Source organism: Halorubrum ejinorense, assembly GCF_039522565.1.
In the GTDB taxonomy this organism is placed as follows: Archaea; Halobacteriota; Halobacteria; order Halobacteriales; family Haloferacaceae; genus Halorubrum; species Halorubrum ejinorense.
This window is the reverse complement of the sequence record NZ_BAAADQ010000007.1, coordinates 86,566-104,277: the sequence shown is the minus strand read 5'-3', so window position 1 is coordinate 104,277 and position 17,712 is coordinate 86,566. Positions and strand designations below refer to the sequence as shown.

Below are 17,712 nucleotides of genomic sequence, written 5' to 3'. Positions count from 1 at the left end.
GAGGCGCTCGGTTTCGGCCATAGACACTCTGAAGTCGAGCGCCTCATCCTCTAACTTAACGCGACGCCGTCCGCGTCCCTCGCGCATTTATATACGAGCCGCCGCGTAGTCGGGACGTGTCTCGCGTCACCGTCAGCATCGATCCCCACGTCCACTCGGAGGGCAGTTACGACGGCCACGAGCCCGTGGACCTGATACTCGAGCACGCGGCCGAGATCGGGCTCGACGCGGTCGTCATCACCGACCACGACGTGATCCGCGAGTCGAAGCGAGCCGCCGAGATCGCCGCCGAGTTCGGCCTGATCGGCATCCCCGGCGTGGAGGTGTCGACCGCGCACGGCCACCTCCTCGCGATCGGCGTCGAGCGGATGCCGCCGCGCGGGCGCCCGTACGCCGAGACGGTGGAGTGGATCCACGAGCGCGGCGGCGTCGCGATCGTTCCGCACCCGTTCCAGCGCTCGCGACACGGGGTCCGCCAGCGTCACATCCCGACCCCCGAAGCGGCCGAGGAAGCGCCCGCGGAGGGCGCCGTGCTGGAGTCGGACGCGGAGCCCGCCGCGTCGGTCACCGGGGACGGCGGCTCGCCCGTCGCGGCCGCCGACATCGACGTCGTCAACGAGCCCGCGCCGGCTCGCGAGTCCGCACCGGTCCACGAGGTCGACGCGATCGAGGTGTTCAACGCGTGGCTGTTCACGGGGTACCGCAACCGTCGCGCCCGGCGGTTCGCGGCGACGCACGGCTACCCCGGCGTCGCCGCCAGCGACGCGCACCACCTCCAGTACGTCGGCCGGGCGTTCACCGAACTGACGATCGAGGGGTGCGAGTCGGTTCACGGGGTCACCGCGGACGACGTGCTGTCGGCGATCCGCCGCGGGACGACGACCGTCAGCGGCCGCCGCGCCCCCATCCGGATGGCGGCGAAACACTACGTGGGCGCCGCGAGTCGGCGGTCGGCGTACTACGCGCGGACCGGCGCCGCCCGCGGCGCGCGGGCCACCAAGCGGACCGCCGCCGACGGGCTCTCGGCCGCGAAGGTCGCGACCCTCCAATCGATCCACCGCACCCGTCGGATCCTCTCCTGGTTCGCTTGACGGGCCGTCTCGGCGAGCGCGCCGGAACCCGTTGATTCCGGCGACGCCGCCCGCGGAGAACGGGGTTTTTGCCCGCGGCCGCGAAATGGACATCCATGAGCCACGACAGACGCGAGTCCGGATTCAAGCGGCGGACCCGGGTCGCGGACGCGAGGGCGACGCTGCTCGACGCGGTCACGCCGCACGACCGGCGGGAGACGGTCCCGGTCGGGGCCGCCGACGGCCGCGTCGTCGCCGAGCCGATCGACGCGCCGGCGCCGGTGCCGGGGTACGACCGGGCCGCGATGGACGGCTACGCGGTCCGCGCGAGCGACACCTTCGGCGCCGGCGACCGCTCCCCCGCGGTCCTCGCCGCCAAGCCGGTCGAGTCGGAGCGCGTCGCGCCCGGCGAGGCCGTCCGCGTCCACACCGGCAGCGCGGTCCCGGAGGGCGCCGACGCGGTCGTGATGATCGAACGGGTCGAGGCGGTCGGCGACGACCTCGAAGTGTTCGACGCGGTCGCGACCGGCGAGAACGTCGGCGAGGCCGGCGAGGACGTGGCGGCCGGACAGCGCCTGTACGAGCCCGGGCACGCCCTCCGCCCCTCCGACATCGGCCTGCTGCGCTCCGTGGGCCTCGACGAGGTCGCGGTCCGGGAGCCGCCCGAGGTCGCCGTGATCCCGACCGGCGAGGAACTGGTCGAGTCCGACCCCGGCCCCGGCGAAGTGATCGAGACGAACGGGCTCACGGTCTCGCGGCTCGTCGAGCGGTGGGGCGGCGAGGCGCGCTACCGCGACGTCGTCACCGACGACCCGGACGCGCTCCGCGAGGCGGTCGCGGCCGACCTCGACGCCGACGTGGTGGTCACCACCGGCGGCTCCTCGGTGGGCGAGCGGGACCTGATCCCGGAGGTCGTCGACGGTATCGGCGAGGTGCTGGTCCACGGCGTCGCCCTGAAGCCCGGCCACCCGGTGTGTCTCGGCCGCGCGGAGGGGACGCCGGTCGTCTCGCTGCCCGGGTACCCGGTGGCGTGTATCGTCAACGCGGCCCAGTTCCTCCGGCCCGCGATGAAGCGGTCGGCCGGAGCGACCGCCGACCCGTTCCCCACGCGGCGGGCGACGCTCGGTCGGAAGGTCGCGAGCGAGCCCGGCGTGCGGACGTTCGCGCGGGTGTCGCTCTCTGAGCCGGACGCCGCCGACGGCGACGACGCTGCCGCCAACGGCGACGACGCTGCTAGCAACGGCGACGACGCTGCCGCCAACGGCGACGGACCCGCCGACGCGCTCCCGACCGCGACGCCGACGCGCGCCAGCGGTTCCGGGATCCTCTCCAGCGTCGCGCTCGCGGACGGCTGGGTCGTCGTGCCGGAGCCCCGCGAGGGGCTCGACGCGGGCGAGCCGGTCGACGTCGAACTGTGGGAGGTGACCCAATGAGCGACCGCAAGGAGTTCCGCGACCTCGCCACCCCGCAGGCCGCCCGCGACGCCGTCGCGTCGCTCGACCTGTCGCCGGCGCCGGAGGCGGTCCCGCTGCGGGAGGCCCGCGGCCGCGTGCTGGCCGAGCGGGTCGACGCCGCTATCGACGTGCCGGGATTCGACCGCGCCTCGATGGACGGCTACGCCGTGCGAGCGCGCGACACCTTCGGCGCGGACGAGGCCGACCCCGCGACGCTCGACCTCGTCGGCACGGTCCACGCGGGCGCCGCTCCCGACGTGACAGTCGAGCCCGGTACCTGCGCCGAGATATCCACGGGCGCGGTGATGCCCGACGGCGCCGACGCGGTCGTGATGGTCGAGCGGACGGACGAGGTGGGCGAGAGCGACGGGGCCAGCGGGGGCGCCGAAGCCGCCGACGAACCCTCGCGGATCGCGGTCCGAACCTCGGTCGCGCCCGGCGATCACGTGATGACGGCGGGGACGGACATCGCGGCGGGAGCGCGCGCGCTCGGCCCGGGCACTCGGCTGACGCCGCGAGAGATCGGGCTGCTGTCGGCGCTCGGCGTCGACGAGGTTCCGGTCCGCGGCCGCCCGCGGGTCGGGATCGTCTCGACCGGCGACGAGCTCGTCCGGCCGGGCGAGGAACTGGACCCCGGCCGCGGCGAGATATACGACGTGAACTCGACGACGATCGCCGCGGGCGTCGAGGAGGCGGGCGGCGAACCTGTCCTCTATCCGCACGCCGGCGACGACTACGAGGAGATGGAGCGACTCCTGCGGCGGGCGGCAGACGAGTGCGACCTCGTGCTCTCTTCCGGGTCGACCTCTGCGAGCGCGGTCGACGTCATCTACCGCGTGATCGAGGCGCGCGGCGAGCTCCTCCTCCACGGCGTCGCGGTCAAGCCCGGCAAGCCGATGCTCGTCGGGCGGCTGGACCGAACCGACGAGGCGGACGACTCGCGCGGCAGCGAGTCCGCATACGTCGGCCTCCCCGGTTACCCGGTGTCCGCGCTTACCATCTTCCGGACGTTCGTCGCGCCGGCGATCCGAGAGGCCGCCGGCCAGCCCGAGCCCGCGACGGCGACGGTCGAGGGCCGGATGGGCGTGAGCGAGCGCTACGGCGAGGGACGCCTGCGTCTGATGCCGGTCGGCCTGCTCGACCTGAGCGACGGCGGCGCCGTCGGCGACGCGGACGACCGCCCGCTCGTCTACCCGGTCGACAAGGGCTCCGGCGCGACGACGAGCCTCGTCGAGGCGGACGGCGTCGTCGCGGTCGACCCGGACACCGAGTACCTCGACGTCGGCGAGTCCGTTTCGGTCGACCTGTTCTCGCCCGACGTGCGGCCGCCGACGCTCCTCGGCGTCGGCGAGGACGACCCCGCGCTCAACCGGCTGCTCGACCGGCTCGCGAGCCCGCGCTACCTCGCCGTCGGCTCCCGCGAGGGCCTCCGACGCCTCCGCGACGGCGTCCCCGACGTGGCCGTGACCGCGGGGCCGACCGACCGCGAGGTCGACGGCGTCGACCTCGGGGGCTGGACCCGCGAGTGGGGCCTCGTCGTCCCCGACGGCAACCCCGACGACGTGACCGGGATCGCGGACCTGATCGACCGCGACCTGCGGTTCCGGAACCGGCCGACGGTCTCCGGGCTCCGGCGGAGCCTCGACGCGGCGCTCGACGCCCTCGCGAGCGGGCGCGACGCCGACCGCCGCGAACTCGCCGAGCGGATCGACGGGTACGAGCGGACGGTGAAAGCGTTCGAGAGCCCGGTCCGGGCGGTCGCCGCCGGCGACGCGGACGCCGGGCTCGGGCTCCGCGAGACGGCGACGCGACTCGGCTGCGAGTTCGTTCCGCTCGGCGAGCAGTCCGTGGTCGTCCGCGCCGCTCCGGACCGGGCCGACCGCGATCCGGTCGCGGCGCTGGCGGCGGAGCTGTCGGGCGAGGGCTCTGGTGAAGCCACGGCCGAGCGTCCCGACCTCGACGCGATCCTCGACTCCCTCCCCGGCTACTCGCGGAACAGCCGGAACGACCCCTGACCGGTGACGACCTCGGAGCTGTCCCCGTTGGTCGCAGCGGTGACGGTCATGTCGCTGACGCCGATCGACCCGCCGGCTCGAACGATCTCGGCCTCGGCGCGCAGGTCGCCGGTCGCGGGCCGGAGGTAGTTCGCGTTGAGGTTCACTGTCGCCACGCCGCCCGCGAGCGGGTCCTCGAACGCCGTGCGCTGTACCACGCCGCCGGCCGTGTCGATGAGCGTCGCCGCGACGCCGCCGTGTATCGTCCGTCCGTCGGCGTTCGTGAGCTTGTCGTCGAACGGGATCGAGAGCACGACGCGGCCGCGCTCGATGACCTCGACCGACGTGTTCAGCCACGAGAGGTAGCCGTGTTCGTCCTCTAGCTTCCGCTGGACGAACGACTTCGCCTCGTCAGGGAGCGGGTCCATCTCCGCGACGTCCGTGCGGTCCATGTTCCCGGGTCGCTCTCGGGCGGCTTGTAGCCCCCGGAAACGCGAGACAACGGGCCGTCAATTGGACCGGCCGGCCCCGCGGCGGGTCACCCGACCCCGAGCCGGATCGGGTCGTCGCTGGGGACGACGTCGAGCGTCACGGACTCGCCGACCGCGAACTCCCGGTCGGGACAGACGACCTTCACCCCGAACCGCTCGCCGCGGTCGGCGAAAAGCGAGAGGCCGACCACCCGCTCGCCGTTCGCGCGCACGTCGACGGGCGCCCACTCGACGCGGCCGACCTCCGGCTCGCCGGGGCGCTCGATCCGGGTTCCGACCGTCGTCCCGAACAGCGACACGCACGCGCCGTCCGCCGCGCGGTCGTGACGGGCCGCCTCGCCGGTCGGGTCCGGCGCCGCGAACGTCCCGCCGCCGGCGTAGTGCGTGAGGCCGCCGTCCAGCGGGGCTCCCTCGTCGCTCGCGAGCGCCGCGAAGTCCGGACCCGACTTCGCGCGCCGAGGCCCCGCGACGACGACGTGGGTCGGCCCGCGCTCGACGACGGGACCGGTTCCGTCCCACTCGACCGGCTCGACGGGCACGTCCGCCCTGACCGGAAGCGATCCGCTCGCCCGGAGCGGGTCCGCGTCCGGCGGTCGGAAGCCGAGGTGGACGTGGTCGGCGACCCACTGCCCGAAGAACCCCGACCGGGTCGTCGGGCCGAGCGCGTCGCCGACGGCCACCCGGTCGCCGGGTGAGACCTCGGGGATCACGTGGAGGATGCGCGCGGCGGTGCCGGGCGGGGCCCCGGCGCGCGCACACCAGTCGTCGGTCAGATCGACGACGATCAGGTGGTCCTCGGCGGCCGCGTACGAGCGGTCCGGACAGCCGACGGTCCGAACGTCGCGGACGACGCCCGCGACCGGCGATCGGCCGACGCCGTCGCCGGGATACAGGTCGACGGCGCGGCCGCGGTCGTGGGCGGGATACGGGGAGTTGAACCGCGAGAAACGTCGGTAGCGCTCGATCACCCCGGGGGGGATCCGGACCGCTTCCTCGACCGGCTCGCCGTCGGTGGGCGCTCCCGGCATCAGTCCGCGGCCTCCATCCCCTCGATCACGAACCGGGCGCCGCCGGCGTCGGAGGCCGACACCGAGAGCGTCCAGCCGTGGGCCTCGACGATGTCGCCGACGATCGCGAGCCCCAGTCCCGTCCCCCCGCCGAGCGACACGCCCCGCTCGGTGACGCGCTCTCGGTCTTCCGGGGGGATTCCCTGGCCGTCGTCCCCGACCGCGAGCGTCACCTCGTCGCCGTCGGACGCGACCGAGACGGTGATCGCCACGTCTTCGCCGGCGTGGTCGACGGCGTTGCGAAACAGGTTCGAGACCAGCTGTTCGAGGCGGTCGCCGTCGGCCGACACGGTCGCGTCGCCCTCGACGGCGAGCGTCGCGTCCGCGGTCTCCAGCCGGGACCAGACGCGCCTGACCGTCGCGTCGAGCGAGACGCGGTCGAGTTCGTCGACCGTCTCGCCAGCCGTCGCCAGCGCGAGCAGCCCCTCGATCATGTCGTCCATCCGCTCGTGGGCGTTCGCCGCCCGGTCCAGCGAGCCGTCGGGGTCGTCGGCGCGCTGTCGCGCCAGTTCGACCGCCGCCGAGGCGGCCGCGAGTGGGTTCCGCAGGTCGTGAGAGACGACGCCGGCGAACTCCTCTAACCGTTCGTTCTGGCGTTCGAGTTCGGCTTCGCGCTGTTCGAGTTCCGCCTGTCGCCGCTCCCGCGCGGTCACGTCGCGGAGGAGGAAGACGTGGCCGCGGTCGGTCCCGCGCGGGTCGGTTATCGGGTCCTCCTGAATGTCGAACTGGCGGTCGCCGATGGTTATCGGGTGCTCGACGCCGGTCTCCAGCCGCGGGAACGCCTCGCCCAGTTCGGAACCGACCGCGTCGGGCGGGAGGATCGACTCCGCGGCGGGGTTCAGGTCCCGGATCTGTCCGTCCGAACCCGCGACGATCACGGGGTCTTGGATCACTTCGACGGCGGTGTCACGGGCGACGACGGCGGCGTCGAGGGTCCCGAGCCAGAAGACGGTGCCGTACAGGAAGACGCCGTGGATCACGAACGCCGTCGGGAGCCACGAGAGGTGCGCGTAGCTCCCGACGTCTACCACCGTCGCGCCCCCCGCGAGGAACGGGAACAGCGTGCCGAGGAGGATGACGAACGTCTGGAGCCGGTATCGGTTCCCCGTCCGCTCGTAGAGGTCGACGACGAGGAGCGCGCCGGCGATACAGAGGGCGTACGAGAAGAGGACGAACACGCCGCCGGCGGGACCCAGCCCGTATCCGAGCAGCGTGAACGGCCCGTCGACGACGGGGGTCACCGAGCGCCGAGCCAGCCCGTGCGTCCCGCTCGACCACGCGAGTAGCACCCAGACGAACGCCGGCGTCACGAGCGCGACGATCCGGTTTTCCGTCCGCCAGTTGTCGTGGCCGGTGAACGCCAGCGCGAACGCCATCCAGAGGACCGGGAGCGCGCCCAGGAGCGGCGTCGACAGGTTGAGCGCGACCGTCATCGCGACCTCTCCCGGTGCGGCGACGCGGAGGGCGTACAGGACGGAGACGGCCCCGCCACAGAGGAGATAGAGCGAGACCTCGAGCCCCCCGGGTTCGTCTCGGTCCCGCCACGCGACCCGGCCGAGCCAGAGTCCGATACCCCCCGCCAGCAGGCAGGCGGTGAGGTACGCTTGGACCGGCAGGGCGCCGAGGTCGCTCATCGATATCGGTACCACTCTCAGGGCCGACAAAACTGTTGTGTCACGCGACGACGCTCGCGACGCGTGAGGGCGGCGCCCTCGCGCGACCCGACCGAGCGCAAGGGGCTTGTGCGGTCCGCCCGTCAGTTGCGTCGTATGCGCGTGTACAGGGGAGAACTCGAGACGCCGGCCGCCGACCGGAGCCCGACGGCCGACCTGCTCGCGTCGGCCGCGGACGGCGTGCCGGCCGTTCGCGTCACCCCGCCGCCGCGGCAGGTGGCGTTCGGTCGCCGCGACGCCCGCGAGGACGGGTTCGATCGGGCGAAGCGCGCGGCCCGAGGCGCCGACTTCCCGGTCGTCGAGCGCGACGTCGGCGGCCGCGCGGTCGCGTACACCGGCTCGACCCTCTCGTTCGGGGTCGCGGTGCCGACCGGCGAGGGTCGCGGGTCGATCGAGTCGCGGTACGACGCCGCGACCGCGACCCTCCGGGAGGCGCTCCGCGACCTCGGCGCCGACGTGGTCCGCGGCGAGCCGCCGGCCGCGTTCTGTCCCGGCGACCACTCCCTGCGGGCCGCGGGGGGCGGTAAGGTCGCGGGCCTCGCCCAGCGGGTCAGGGCGGACGCGGCGCTCGTCGCCGGAGTCCTCGTCGTCTCGGCGGCCGATCCGGACCCGATCGCGAGGGTGACGGAGCCCGTCTACGAGGCGCTCGGGGTCCCGTTCGACCCGGAGTCGGTCGGGAGCGTCGCCGACGCCGGCGGCCCGGGCGACCCGGACGCCGTTGCCCGCGCGGTCGAGGACGCGTTCGTCGACGGTCCCTGGGGCGACGGCGAGCGGCGGATCGTCCGCGTCGACGGGACAGACGCCTGAGCGCGTCGCGGCTCGCGGTTCCGACGTTTCGACGTGCTTTTTATGCGCGGGAGTTTTGGTTCGCGCATGGCCGAATTCAAAGTCGTCGTCGCCGACCCCGAGACCGGCGAGACGTTCCAGCGAGAGGTCGACGGACAGGACGCCAACCGGTTCCTCGGTCGCGAACTCGGCGACGAGATCGGCGGCGACGCCGTCGGGCTGTCCGACTACACGATCGAACTCACCGGCGGCTCGGACGAGACCGGTCGTCCGATGCGCGAGGACGTCTCCGGCACCCGCCTGAAGGAGCTGCTCCTCGAAGGCGGCGTCGGGTTCAAGCCGTCCCGCGAGGGCGAGCGCAAGCGGATCACCGTCCGCGGCCGCGAAATCGACGACGACATCGCACAGATCAACGTGAGCGTCGTCGACGGCGACGGCGACGTGGCGGACGCGTTCGGCGAGGGCGACGCCGAAGACGACGAGTAAGCCGGGCCGATGCCTCGCGTCCCCTCCGACGGCGAGGACGTTTCCTCCGTTCGCGTCTCGCTCGCGCGGAGCGGCGGCACTCGCCGCCCCTGCGTCAGACTCCCCGACGACGACGCGCTCGACGGCCGCGTCGAGTCAGGCGACTGTGACGCGCTCGGCGTGAGCGCGGGCGACGTCGTCCGCGTCGCGTTCGACCGCGAAGAGTACCACGCGCGGGTCGCCGGCGACTCCGAGGGCCGCCTCCTCCGCGGGGCCTTCGACAACCGCCGGCTCGCGCGCGACCCCGGCGAGGGCGAGAACCGGCTGGTCGAGTGGCTCGACGCGAACGGTCGAGAGCCGGGCGACAGCGTCGTCCTCGACGTGGTCGTCCCCGGCGAACTGTACGGGCTGCGGGTTCCGGGCGAACGGACCGTCTACGACGCCAACCGGGAGCCTCGGTCGTCGCTCGCGGACATCGCCCGCGACGTGGACGGCTGACCGCGCCGCGAAGGCCGACCGCCGAGACGACGGCTACGGTCCGCCGTTCCGGCGGCAGGTCGGATCGCTTATTCTCGCTCGGCCCCGACGAAGTATCATGCAGGAGGTCGACGCGGACCTGACGACGCTCGACCGCGCGATCATCAACGCGTTCCAAGGGGGGTTCCCGGTGACGGAACGGCCTTTCGACGCGGCGGCGGCCGCGCTCCGGGAGCGCGGCGTCGACGTCACGGGGCCGGAACTGTGCGAGCGCGTCCGCGAACTCGACGAGGCGGGCACGCTCTCGCGGTTCGGCGCCCTCGTCAACGCCGAGGAGATCGGCGGCGCCGCGTCGCTCGTGGCGATGCACGCGCCCGAGGAGCGCTACGAGGAGATCGCGGACGTGGTCAACGAGTTCACCGCCGTCGCGCACAACTACGAACGCGAACACCCGCACCTCAACATGTGGTTCGTGGTGAGCGTCGCCGACCACTCGGACCCGGACAAGGACGGCAACGACCGGGTCGAGGAGGTGCTCGCCGACATCGAGGCGGCGACGGGCCAGGAGACGTACAACCTCCCGAAGCTCCGCGAGTTCCACGTGGGCGCGAAGTTCCTCGTCGACGGGCCGGTCCCCGACGGCGACGTCGACTTATCGCACCTCGGTCCGGCGGTCACGCCGAGCGACCGGGGGACGCTCACCCCCGACGAGCGCGACCTCGTCGTCGAGATTCAGGGCGGGTTGCCCGTGACGGAGACGCCGTACGCCGACGTGGCGGCGGCGCTCGGCGCCGACGTGGAGTGGGTGATCGAGACGATCAAGCGGTTCGACGCCGAGGGGAAGGTGCGGCGCGTCGGCGTCATCCCGAACCACTACGCGCTCGGCTACACGGAGAACGGGATGACGGTGTGGAACGTGCCGGAGAGTGCACTCGACGAGGTGGGCCCCGCCGTGGCGGACCTCGGCTTCGTCACGCACTGTTACGAGCGTCCGCGCCACGAGGGCGTCTGGGAGTACAACTTCTTCGCGATGACCCACGGGCGCACCGAGGCCGAAAGCGAGCGCCGGATCGCGGAGGTCCGGGACCTGATGTCGGAGTTCTGGGACGTCGGCAGCGACGATTGGGACACGCTGTTCTCGACGCGAATCCTGAAGAAGACCGGCATCCGTATCGCCGACCGCGCGGACAGCAACACGGCGTGACCCGCCGCACGACCGACTTCGGAGGTCCGACGTGACGCCGCTGTACCACGACTTCGCGGGCGAGACGGTCCTCGTCTTCGGCGGGGGCGCCGTCGGCTCGCGGAAAGCCGGCGGGTTCGACGACGCGGCGCGCATCGTCGTCGTCAGCCCGCAGTTCACCGACCGCGTGGTGTCGCTCGCGGCCGACGACGAGCGGGTCGAACTCGTCCGAGCGGCGCCGGACCCCGACGCGGTCGCCGGCTGGGTCGAACGGATCGACCCGGCGCTGGCGGTCGCGGCGACGGACGACGCGGCGGTCAACGCCGCGGTCGAGGCCGCCGCCCTCGATCGGGGGCTCCTCGTCAACCGGACCGACGTCTCCGGCGACCGCGACCCGGGGAGCGTCGTGGTCCCCGCGACGATCGAGGACGACCCGGTGGCCGTGGCGCTCTCGACGGGGGGAACCAGCCCCGCGCTCGCGAAGGCGCTGCGCGAGCGGATCGAAGCCGAGATCGACGGTGCGGGCGAGATGGCGAGGCTCTCAGGGGAGATCCGCGAGGAGCTGAAAGCCGACGGCGTCGCTCCGGAGAAACGCCGGGAAGCGGTCCGGCGCGTTGTCAGATCCCGGGGGGTTTGGAAGGGTTTACAAAAGGGGAGATCTTACGGACGGCAAGAGGCTGACACCGTGATCGAGGAGGTACTCAACCGATGAGAGAGACGGGTGCGATCGCCGGCGTGAGCGTCGCCCACTCCGGCGCGACGGTCGACGAGATCGAGGCCGCCGGCGGCGACGGCGTCCGCGCGACCGTCTCTGACCTGCTCGCACGCGAAGGGGTCGAGGAGGCGTTCGCGATTCAGACGTGTAACCGGTCCGAGGCGTACGTCGTCACCGACCGGACCGTCGACGGGACCACGGCGCTCGCGACGTTCGCCCCCGACGTCCGCGGCGGCGCGGTCCGCCGCCTCGGCCACGAGGAGAGCTTGGAACACCTGATGCGCGTCGCGTCGGGACTGGAGTCGCTCGTCCTCGGCGAAGACCAGATCATCGGGCAGCTGCGGGAGGCCTACGAGGAGTCGAAGTCCGCCGGCGGGATCGGTCCGGTGTTGAAAGACGCGGTGACGAAGGCGCTCCACGTCGGCGAGCGCGCCCGGACGGAGACTGAGATCAACGAGGGCGTCGTCTCGCTCGGCTCCGCGGCGGTCCGGCTCGCGGCGAGCGAGATCGACCTGACCGACGGGTCGGCGGTCGTCGTCGGCGCCGGCGAGATGGGCACGCTGGCGGCCCGCACGCTCGACGACACCCCGGTCTCGGAGATAATCGTCGCGAACCGCACCGTCCCGCACGCGGAGTTCGTCACCGAGGAGGTGGACACCCCGGCCGAGGCGGTCCCGCTCGCGGACCTGCCCGCGGTGATCCCGGACGCCGACCTCGTGGTCACCGCGACCGGCAGCCCCGACTTCGTCGTCCACCCCTCCTACGTCGACGCCGCCGGCCGGGTCGTCTGTATCGACATCGCACAGCCCCGCGACATCGACCCGGCGGCCGGCGCCCGCGAGGGCGTAACGGTCTACGACATCGACGACCTCGAAGACGTGACCCAGCGGACCAGAGAGAGCCGCGCCGAGGAGGCGCGCGAGGTCGAGTCGATCATCGACGACGAGCTCGACCGCATCCTCGAGGCGTACAAGCGCAAGCGGGCCGACGACGCCATCTCCGCGATGTACGCCGGCGCGGACCGGGTGAAGGCGCGAGAGCTCGACCGCGCGATGTCGAAGCTGGAGGCGCAAGGCGACCTCAACGACGAGCAGCGCGAGACGGTCGAGGACTTGGCGGACGCGCTGGTCGGACAGCTGCTCGCGGCGCCGACGCGCTCGCTCCGGGACGCGGCCGGCGAGGACGACTGGGAGACCATCCGGACGGCGCTCCGGCTGTTCGACCCCGATTTCACACCCAAGACGGATGCCCCTGAGAACGCCGACCCCGCAGGCGCCGGCACCGGCCGGCCGGACGCGGTCCCGGACTCCGTCGCCGAAGAGCTGGACGACTGAGCGGCGCGGTCGACCGAGACCGCCTCCGCGTCCTTTACTTTCCGACGCGCGTACGGACCGGTGTGAAACTCTCCGAGTACGTCGACCGACTCGACGACCGACTCGACACGGCCGCGTACGCCGACGTGGACGCGAGCGCGAACGGGCTCCAAGTGGGCCCGGGCGGCGAGACGGCGTCGGCCGATACCACCGCCGAAGACCCCGAGATCGACCGCGTCGCGTTCGCGGTCGACGCTGCGGTCGAGACGATCGACGCCGCGGCGGACGCGGGGGCGGACGCCCTCGTCGTCCACCACGGCCTCTCGTGGGGCGGGATCGAGCGCGTCACCGGCCGGACGCACGACCGGATCGCGGCGCTCGTCGAGAACGACCTCGCGCTGTACGTCTCGCACCTCCCGCTCGACGGGCATCGGGAACTGGGCAACGCGGCCGGCGTCGCCGACGCGGTCGGACTCTCCGACCGGGAGCCGTTCGGCGAGATCGGTCCGGTGACGATCGGGACGATCGGCGAGGCGGCGTCGCCGCTGTCGGCGGACGCGGTCCGGGAGACGCTCGACGGGTTCGAGGGGCAACCCGACGGCGAGACGGCCCCGACCCGGGTGCTCGAGTTCGGTCCGGACCGGATCGAGCGCGTCGCGGTCGTCACCGGCTCCGGGGTCGACTGGCTCGACGAGGCGGTCGCGGCCGGCGCGGACGCGTTGATCACCGGCGAGGGGAAACAGCAGGTGTACCACGACGCTCGGGAGGCGGGCGTCACCGTCTTCCTCGGCGGCCACTACGCTACGGAGACGTTCGGCGTCCGGGCGCTGGAGTCGCTGTCGGCCGAGTGGGGCGTCGAGACGACGTACGTCTCGCACCCGACCGGGCTCTGAGCCGGGTCGCCCGGGCCTCGCCCCACGCCTCGCTCGTCACCGAACGCAACGCTTACCGCTCGCGTCCGCACAGTCGAGGTATGCGCGATCACTTCGAGATCCGGGACCACGACGCGGCCGGTCGGATCGGTCGGCTGGAGGTCCCCCGCGCCGACGTCACGGTCGAGACGCCGGCGCTCCTGCCCGTCGTCAACCCCAACGTCCTCACGATCGAGCCGGAGCGGCTCCGCGAGGAGTTCGGCGCGGAGATGCTGATCACGAACTCCTACATCATCCGGAGCACGGACCGCATCCGCGACCGCGTGGTCGAGCGGGGGCTCCACGACTTCCTCGGGTTCGACGGGGCGATCATGACCGACTCCGGCTCGTTCCAACTGGCCGAGTACGGCGACATCGACGTGACCACCGAGGAGATAATCGAGTTCCAGCGCGAGATCGGCAGCGACGTGGCGACGCCCGTCGACGTGCCGACCCCGCCGGACGCCGACCGCGAGCGCGCCGAACGCGACCTGGCGACGACGCGGCAGGCGCTCGCCGACGCCGAGTCGGCCGAGACGGGCGAGATGCTGATCAACGCCCCGGTTCAGGGGTCGACCTTCGGCGACCTCCGGGAGGAAGCGGGGAGCCACGCGGCGGCGACCGACCTCGACATCTTCCCGGTCGGTGCGATGGTGCCGCTGCTCAACTCCTACCGCTACGCCGAGGTGGTCGAGGCCGTCCGCGCCGCGAAGCGCGGGCTCGGCCCGGGCGCGCCGGTCCACCTGTTCGGCGCCGGCCACCCGATGATGTTAGCGCTCGCGGTGGCGGCCGGCTGCGACCTGTTCGACTCGGCCGCGTACGCCCTGATGGCGCGCGACGGTCGCTACCTGACGGTCTCGGGCACGGAACACCTCGAAGACCTGGACTACTTCCCCTGTTCGTGTCCGGTCTGTGCGGACCACACGCCGGCGGACCTCCGCGGCCTCGACGACGACGACTCGGAGCGGCTGCTCGCCGAGCACAACCTCCACGTCACCTTCGAGGAGCTCCGCCGGGTCAAGGAGGCGATCCGGTCGGGCTCGCTGCTCGAACTGGTCGACCGCCGCGCCCGCGGTCACCCGGCGATGCTCGACGGGTACCGGGCGCTCCTCGACCACGCCGACGAACTGGAGCGGACCGACCCCGGATCCAAGGACGCGTTCTTCTACACCTCACACGAGGCCGCCCGTCGCCCGGAGGTACAGCGGCATCACGACCGCCTCGCGCGGCTCGCGGCGCCAGACCGCCTCCTGCTCACCGAGTCGAAAGCCCCCTCGGATCACGCGTACGACGCCGTATGGCGGGTGAAGCCGCCGCTCGGTCCGTACCCGCCCGCGCTCTCGGAGACGTATCCACTCACCGCGGAGGTGCCGGAGCGAACCGACGAGGCCGCCGAACTCGCGGCCGCGAGGGGGGTTGCCGCGCTCGCGGCGGCCAACCCGGAGACGGAACTCACGCTCGGGCACGACGCGTGGGCCGAGTCCGCCCTCGACCGGTTGCCGGACCGCGTCGAGACGGAAGACCTGCGGAATCTCCGCTGAGAAGCGCCTCCGCTAACGAAGCGTTCTGACGCGACAGGTCGCGTCGGCGAACCGCAGAAACCGCAGCCGTGACCGGATCGACTGCCGCCCGGGTGTCGGGCGCTCAGTCGCGACGGTGTCCGAGCGGCTTCTTCTGATCGACCTCGACCTCGACGTGGATCGAGTCGGGGAAGTCGCGCGCGACGACGCCGCGGGCGATGTCGTCGGCGCCGTGGATCTCCATCGAGCGTCGGTACACGTCGTAACGCCACGGCGGGAACTCGTCGCCGGGCGCGAGGTCCTTGTACAGCGGGACGGTGACGCTCTCCGACGGCGTGGCGTGTGGGCCCTTACACTCGGCGCCTTTGCGTTCGAGCGTCTCTTTGAGCTCTTGAACCGTCTCGACGAGCACGTCGCGGTCGCCGGACGTGAACTCGAGTTTCGTGACGAAGGTCATGGCTGGGGGTCGTGCGTGAATGGCCTCCCGAGCGGTAAAAACGCATCTACCTGCGGGCTACGCGTGAGACGGGCATCAGATCCGCCCGGTCGGCCGATTCCCCCGGTGGGCCCGATCTGTTCGGGAGTCCGACACGCTCTTTAGGGGTGATCGCTTACCTTCGGCTAATGACGGTCGAAGCGACCAGCTCCGGAGCCATCCTCTTCCGCGATACCCGCGGCGAACGGGAGTACTTACTCCTGAAGAGCCGGCCGGGGGACTGGGAGTTCCCCAAAGGCGGGGTCGAGGGGGACGAGGAGCTCCAGCAGACGGCGATACGAGAAGTCGGTGAGGAGGCCGGGATCGAGGATTTCCGGCTGATAGACGGGTTCCGAGAGGAGTACGACTACGTGTTCGAGGCGAACGGCAAGACCATCCACAAGACGGTCCACCTGTTCATCGCCCGTTCGTTCGAGGCGAGCGCCGAGATCTCGACGGAACACCGCGACCTCCAGTGGCGCGACTACGATCAGGCGATCAACACGATCACCCAGGACGGTCCCCGCGAGATACTGGAGGAGGCCCACGAGTACCTCGACGAGCGGAAAGACGAGGAGGAAGGGAAGTACGTCTGAGACGCGTCCGACCGGACTCACTCCCCCGCGGCGGCTCGTAGCTCCGGGAAGTACCGACCGTGGAAGTCGAAGGGGGTCGCGTGCGGCAGCGTCACCCGCGCCCGCTCGGTGAACGTCTCCCCGTCGATTACGAGCAGCCGCGACCGCTCCTCGTCGACGTCGAGCGCGACGGTGAGGACGACGCCGTCGTCTTCGGCGTCACCGTCGGGGTCGGGGACGAACAGCGGCTCTCCGAAGTAGTCCCCGCCGTCGTCGAACGTTTCGGCGGAACCGGTCGTCGCGTCGATCTTCACGACCCGACGGGCCCACTCCGTGACGGGAGTGTCCATCCCCATCGCGTACACGTACCGGTGGCGCCGGCACCACCGGGCCGGCGACGACGTCGGGAGGGCCGTGCCGCCGTCGAAGAGCGTCTCCCGCGACACCGATCCCTTCCCGCCGCCGTAACGGCCGGCGCCGCCGGAGCCCCCGAGATCGACGGTGAACCGGTCCACCCGGCCGACGATCGCGCCCATCTCGCCGGCCCGGACGTTCTCCAGGTACAGCGAGTCGATCGTCGTCGCGTCCGGGACCGTCTCGAGGTCGAAGACGATCTCGGTTCCGCCGTCCCGCTCGAAGGCGTTCACGTGGTGAAAGCCGAACACCGCGTCGGTCTCCGGCTCGGCGACCACCGACCCGGTGGTCCGGTCGACGACGACGATCCGCGTGCCCCGATCGGGCTCCCAGTCGAACTGCTCGATGAACGCCGACTGCCGCCCCGGCCTGAGGAACCGGAGCGGGTCGAGCCGGAGCGGGAACTCGGTCAGGACGACGTATCGGGGCGTGAGCGCGAAGCTGTGCATGTACGCCGGCTTCTCCGTGGGGACGGTGGCGACGTGCCGGCGGTCCCCGTCGGGCGTCCACGCCGTGACGTGGTACCGGCTGGTCCGACCGAACTCCGTGTCCACCGTGAGGAGCGCGCCGGTCGCCGGGTCGCGCTTGAAGTGCGCACACGACAGCTGCCCGCTCGGGGCGTCGCCCTCGCGGTCGACGTGGCCGGTCGTCGCCAGCGTGTCCGGGTCGAACGAGACGCCCCGCGGCGACTCGGTCAGCGCGACGTACCGGTCGCCGACCCGCTCGGCGACGATGTTCGCGTTGTCGTACGGCGCCGTGAGGAACCCCGCCAGCCGCGAGCGGAGCGTGGTCTCGCCGGTCGCGAACCCGCCCTCGAACTCGCCCGCTCGGGCCGCCTCGTGGGCCGCCGACCGGAGGAAGCGATTCCGGTAGTGGACCGCGCCGCCGTCGGAGCGCCCCGCGCCGTCGTCCGGGTCGAAGGTGAACCGGTACAGCATCGCCAGCCCGTCGAACCAGTGGTCGACGGCGCTCCCGTCTGGGAACGAGAACGCCCCGGGCCCGTTCCGCACGAGGCTCCCGCGGAGCCAGTCCGGGAGGGCACCGGTCACGGGGAGCGAGACCGCGGTCTCCTCGTGGAGGGAGTGAAATCCGGAGTGCGATTCCATACCACGGAGACGGGTCCCCACCG

Annotated in this window: 17 protein-coding genes; 12 read left to right on the top strand and 5 right to left on the bottom strand. The window is 72.4% G+C overall.

The genetic code is table 11. The annotated features are described in order from the left end of the window. The first annotated feature begins 116 nt into the window (after positions 1 to 116). The 3 genes from ABDZ89_RS08495 to ABDZ89_RS08485 all read left to right on the top strand — a co-directional run bounded on the left by ABDZ89_RS08495 (position 117) and on the right by ABDZ89_RS08485 (position 4,539). Positions 117 to 1,091 (top strand): CehA/McbA family metallohydrolase, encoded by a 975-nt coding sequence (locus ABDZ89_RS08495; protein ID WP_343778257.1) that lies wholly within the window; start codon positions 117 to 119, stop codon positions 1,089 to 1,091. A 95-nt stretch (positions 1,092 to 1,186) separates the two neighbouring features. After that, on the top strand, positions 1,187 to 2,503 hold the full coding sequence (locus ABDZ89_RS08490; protein WP_343778256.1) for a molybdopterin molybdotransferase MoeA: 1,317 nt from the start codon (positions 1,187 to 1,189) through the stop codon (positions 2,501 to 2,503). Further along, positions 2,500 to 4,539: a molybdopterin biosynthesis protein gene (locus ABDZ89_RS08485; RefSeq protein ID WP_343778255.1), complete on the top strand. Its 2,040-nt coding sequence runs from the start codon at positions 2,500 to 2,502 to the stop codon at positions 4,537 to 4,539. Before ABDZ89_RS08490 ends, ABDZ89_RS08485 begins: the two co-directional genes overlap by 4 nt. Here the strand turns inward: ABDZ89_RS08485 and ABDZ89_RS08480 are convergent. The 3 genes from ABDZ89_RS08480 to ABDZ89_RS08470 form a co-directional block, all read right to left on the bottom strand. Beyond that, entirely contained in the window at positions 4,509 to 4,970 is a 462-nt protein-coding gene (locus ABDZ89_RS08480; protein ID WP_343778254.1) for a PaaI family thioesterase, read from the bottom strand. The two genes, ABDZ89_RS08485 and ABDZ89_RS08480, sit on opposite strands and share 31 nt — an antisense overlap. An 86-nt stretch (positions 4,971 to 5,056) precedes the next feature. Then, positions 5,057 to 6,037: a DUF8155 domain-containing protein gene (locus ABDZ89_RS08475; protein WP_343778253.1), complete on the bottom strand. Its 981-nt coding sequence runs from the start codon at positions 6,035 to 6,037 to the stop codon at positions 5,057 to 5,059. After that, positions 6,037 to 7,710 (bottom strand): sensor histidine kinase, encoded by a 1,674-nt coding sequence (locus tag ABDZ89_RS08470; protein WP_343778252.1) that lies wholly within the window; start codon positions 7,708 to 7,710, stop codon positions 6,037 to 6,039. The genes ABDZ89_RS08475 and ABDZ89_RS08470 overlap by 1 nt, the downstream gene beginning before the upstream one ends. Positions 7,711 to 7,845: 135 nt before the next feature. Between ABDZ89_RS08470 and ABDZ89_RS08465 the strand changes: the two genes are divergently transcribed. The 8 genes from ABDZ89_RS08465 (at position 7,846) to tgtA (ending at position 15,140) form a co-directional block, all read left to right on the top strand. Then, positions 7,846 to 8,556 (top strand): lipoate--protein ligase family protein, encoded by a 711-nt coding sequence (locus ABDZ89_RS08465; protein WP_343778251.1) that lies wholly within the window; start codon positions 7,846 to 7,848, stop codon positions 8,554 to 8,556. A gap of 66 nt (positions 8,557 to 8,622) precedes the next feature. Further along, positions 8,623 to 9,021, top strand: coding sequence for a 30S ribosomal protein S6e (locus ABDZ89_RS08460; protein ID WP_343778250.1), 399 nt, complete (start codon positions 8,623 to 8,625; stop codon positions 9,019 to 9,021). A gap of 9 nt (positions 9,022 to 9,030) precedes the next feature. Continuing rightward, positions 9,031 to 9,498: a DUF7112 family protein gene (locus ABDZ89_RS08455; RefSeq protein WP_343778248.1), complete on the top strand. Its 468-nt coding sequence runs from the start codon at positions 9,031 to 9,033 to the stop codon at positions 9,496 to 9,498. Between the two features lie 97 nt (positions 9,499 to 9,595). Further along, positions 9,596 to 10,681, top strand: coding sequence for a siroheme decarboxylase subunit beta (ahbB, locus tag ABDZ89_RS08450; RefSeq protein ID WP_343778246.1), 1,086 nt, complete (start codon positions 9,596 to 9,598; stop codon positions 10,679 to 10,681). A gap of 31 nt (positions 10,682 to 10,712) precedes the next feature. Beyond that, positions 10,713 to 11,372, top strand: a complete 660-nt coding sequence (locus ABDZ89_RS08445; RefSeq protein ID WP_343778244.1) for a precorrin-2 dehydrogenase/sirohydrochlorin ferrochelatase family protein — start codon at positions 10,713 to 10,715, stop codon at positions 11,370 to 11,372. Beyond that, positions 11,369 to 12,709, top strand: a complete 1,341-nt coding sequence (hemA, locus tag ABDZ89_RS08440) for a glutamyl-tRNA reductase (RefSeq protein WP_343778242.1) — start codon at positions 11,369 to 11,371, stop codon at positions 12,707 to 12,709. Before ABDZ89_RS08445 ends, hemA begins: the two co-directional genes overlap by 4 nt. Positions 12,710 to 12,771: 62 nt before the next feature. Then, a complete protein-coding gene (locus tag ABDZ89_RS08435; RefSeq protein ID WP_343778240.1) occupies positions 12,772 to 13,581 on the top strand; it encodes a Nif3-like dinuclear metal center hexameric protein in 810 nt (269 codons plus the stop codon). 80 nt (positions 13,582 to 13,661) lie between these two features. After that, positions 13,662 to 15,140, top strand: a complete 1,479-nt coding sequence (tgtA, locus tag ABDZ89_RS08430) for a tRNA guanosine(15) transglycosylase TgtA (protein ID WP_343778238.1) — start codon at positions 13,662 to 13,664, stop codon at positions 15,138 to 15,140. Between the two features lie 103 nt (positions 15,141 to 15,243). Here the strand turns inward: tgtA and ABDZ89_RS08425 are convergent, their stop codons facing one another. Next, on the bottom strand, positions 15,244 to 15,576 hold the full coding sequence (locus tag ABDZ89_RS08425; RefSeq protein ID WP_343778236.1) for a 30S ribosomal protein S10: 333 nt from the start codon (positions 15,574 to 15,576) through the stop codon (positions 15,244 to 15,246). A 167-nt stretch (positions 15,577 to 15,743) separates the two neighbouring features. Here ABDZ89_RS08425 and ABDZ89_RS08420 point away from each other — a divergent pair, with 167 nt between their 5' ends. Beyond that, a complete protein-coding gene (locus ABDZ89_RS08420) occupies positions 15,744 to 16,190 on the top strand; it encodes a bis(5'-nucleosyl)-tetraphosphatase (RefSeq protein WP_343778235.1) in 447 nt (148 codons plus the stop codon). 17 nt (positions 16,191 to 16,207) lie between these two features. On the opposite strand, the gene ABDZ89_RS08415 is transcribed toward ABDZ89_RS08420, so the two are convergent. After that, a complete protein-coding gene (locus tag ABDZ89_RS08415) occupies positions 16,208 to 17,689 on the bottom strand; it encodes a carotenoid oxygenase family protein (protein ID WP_343778233.1) in 1,482 nt (493 codons plus the stop codon). Positions 17,690 to 17,712 lie beyond the last annotated feature (23 nt).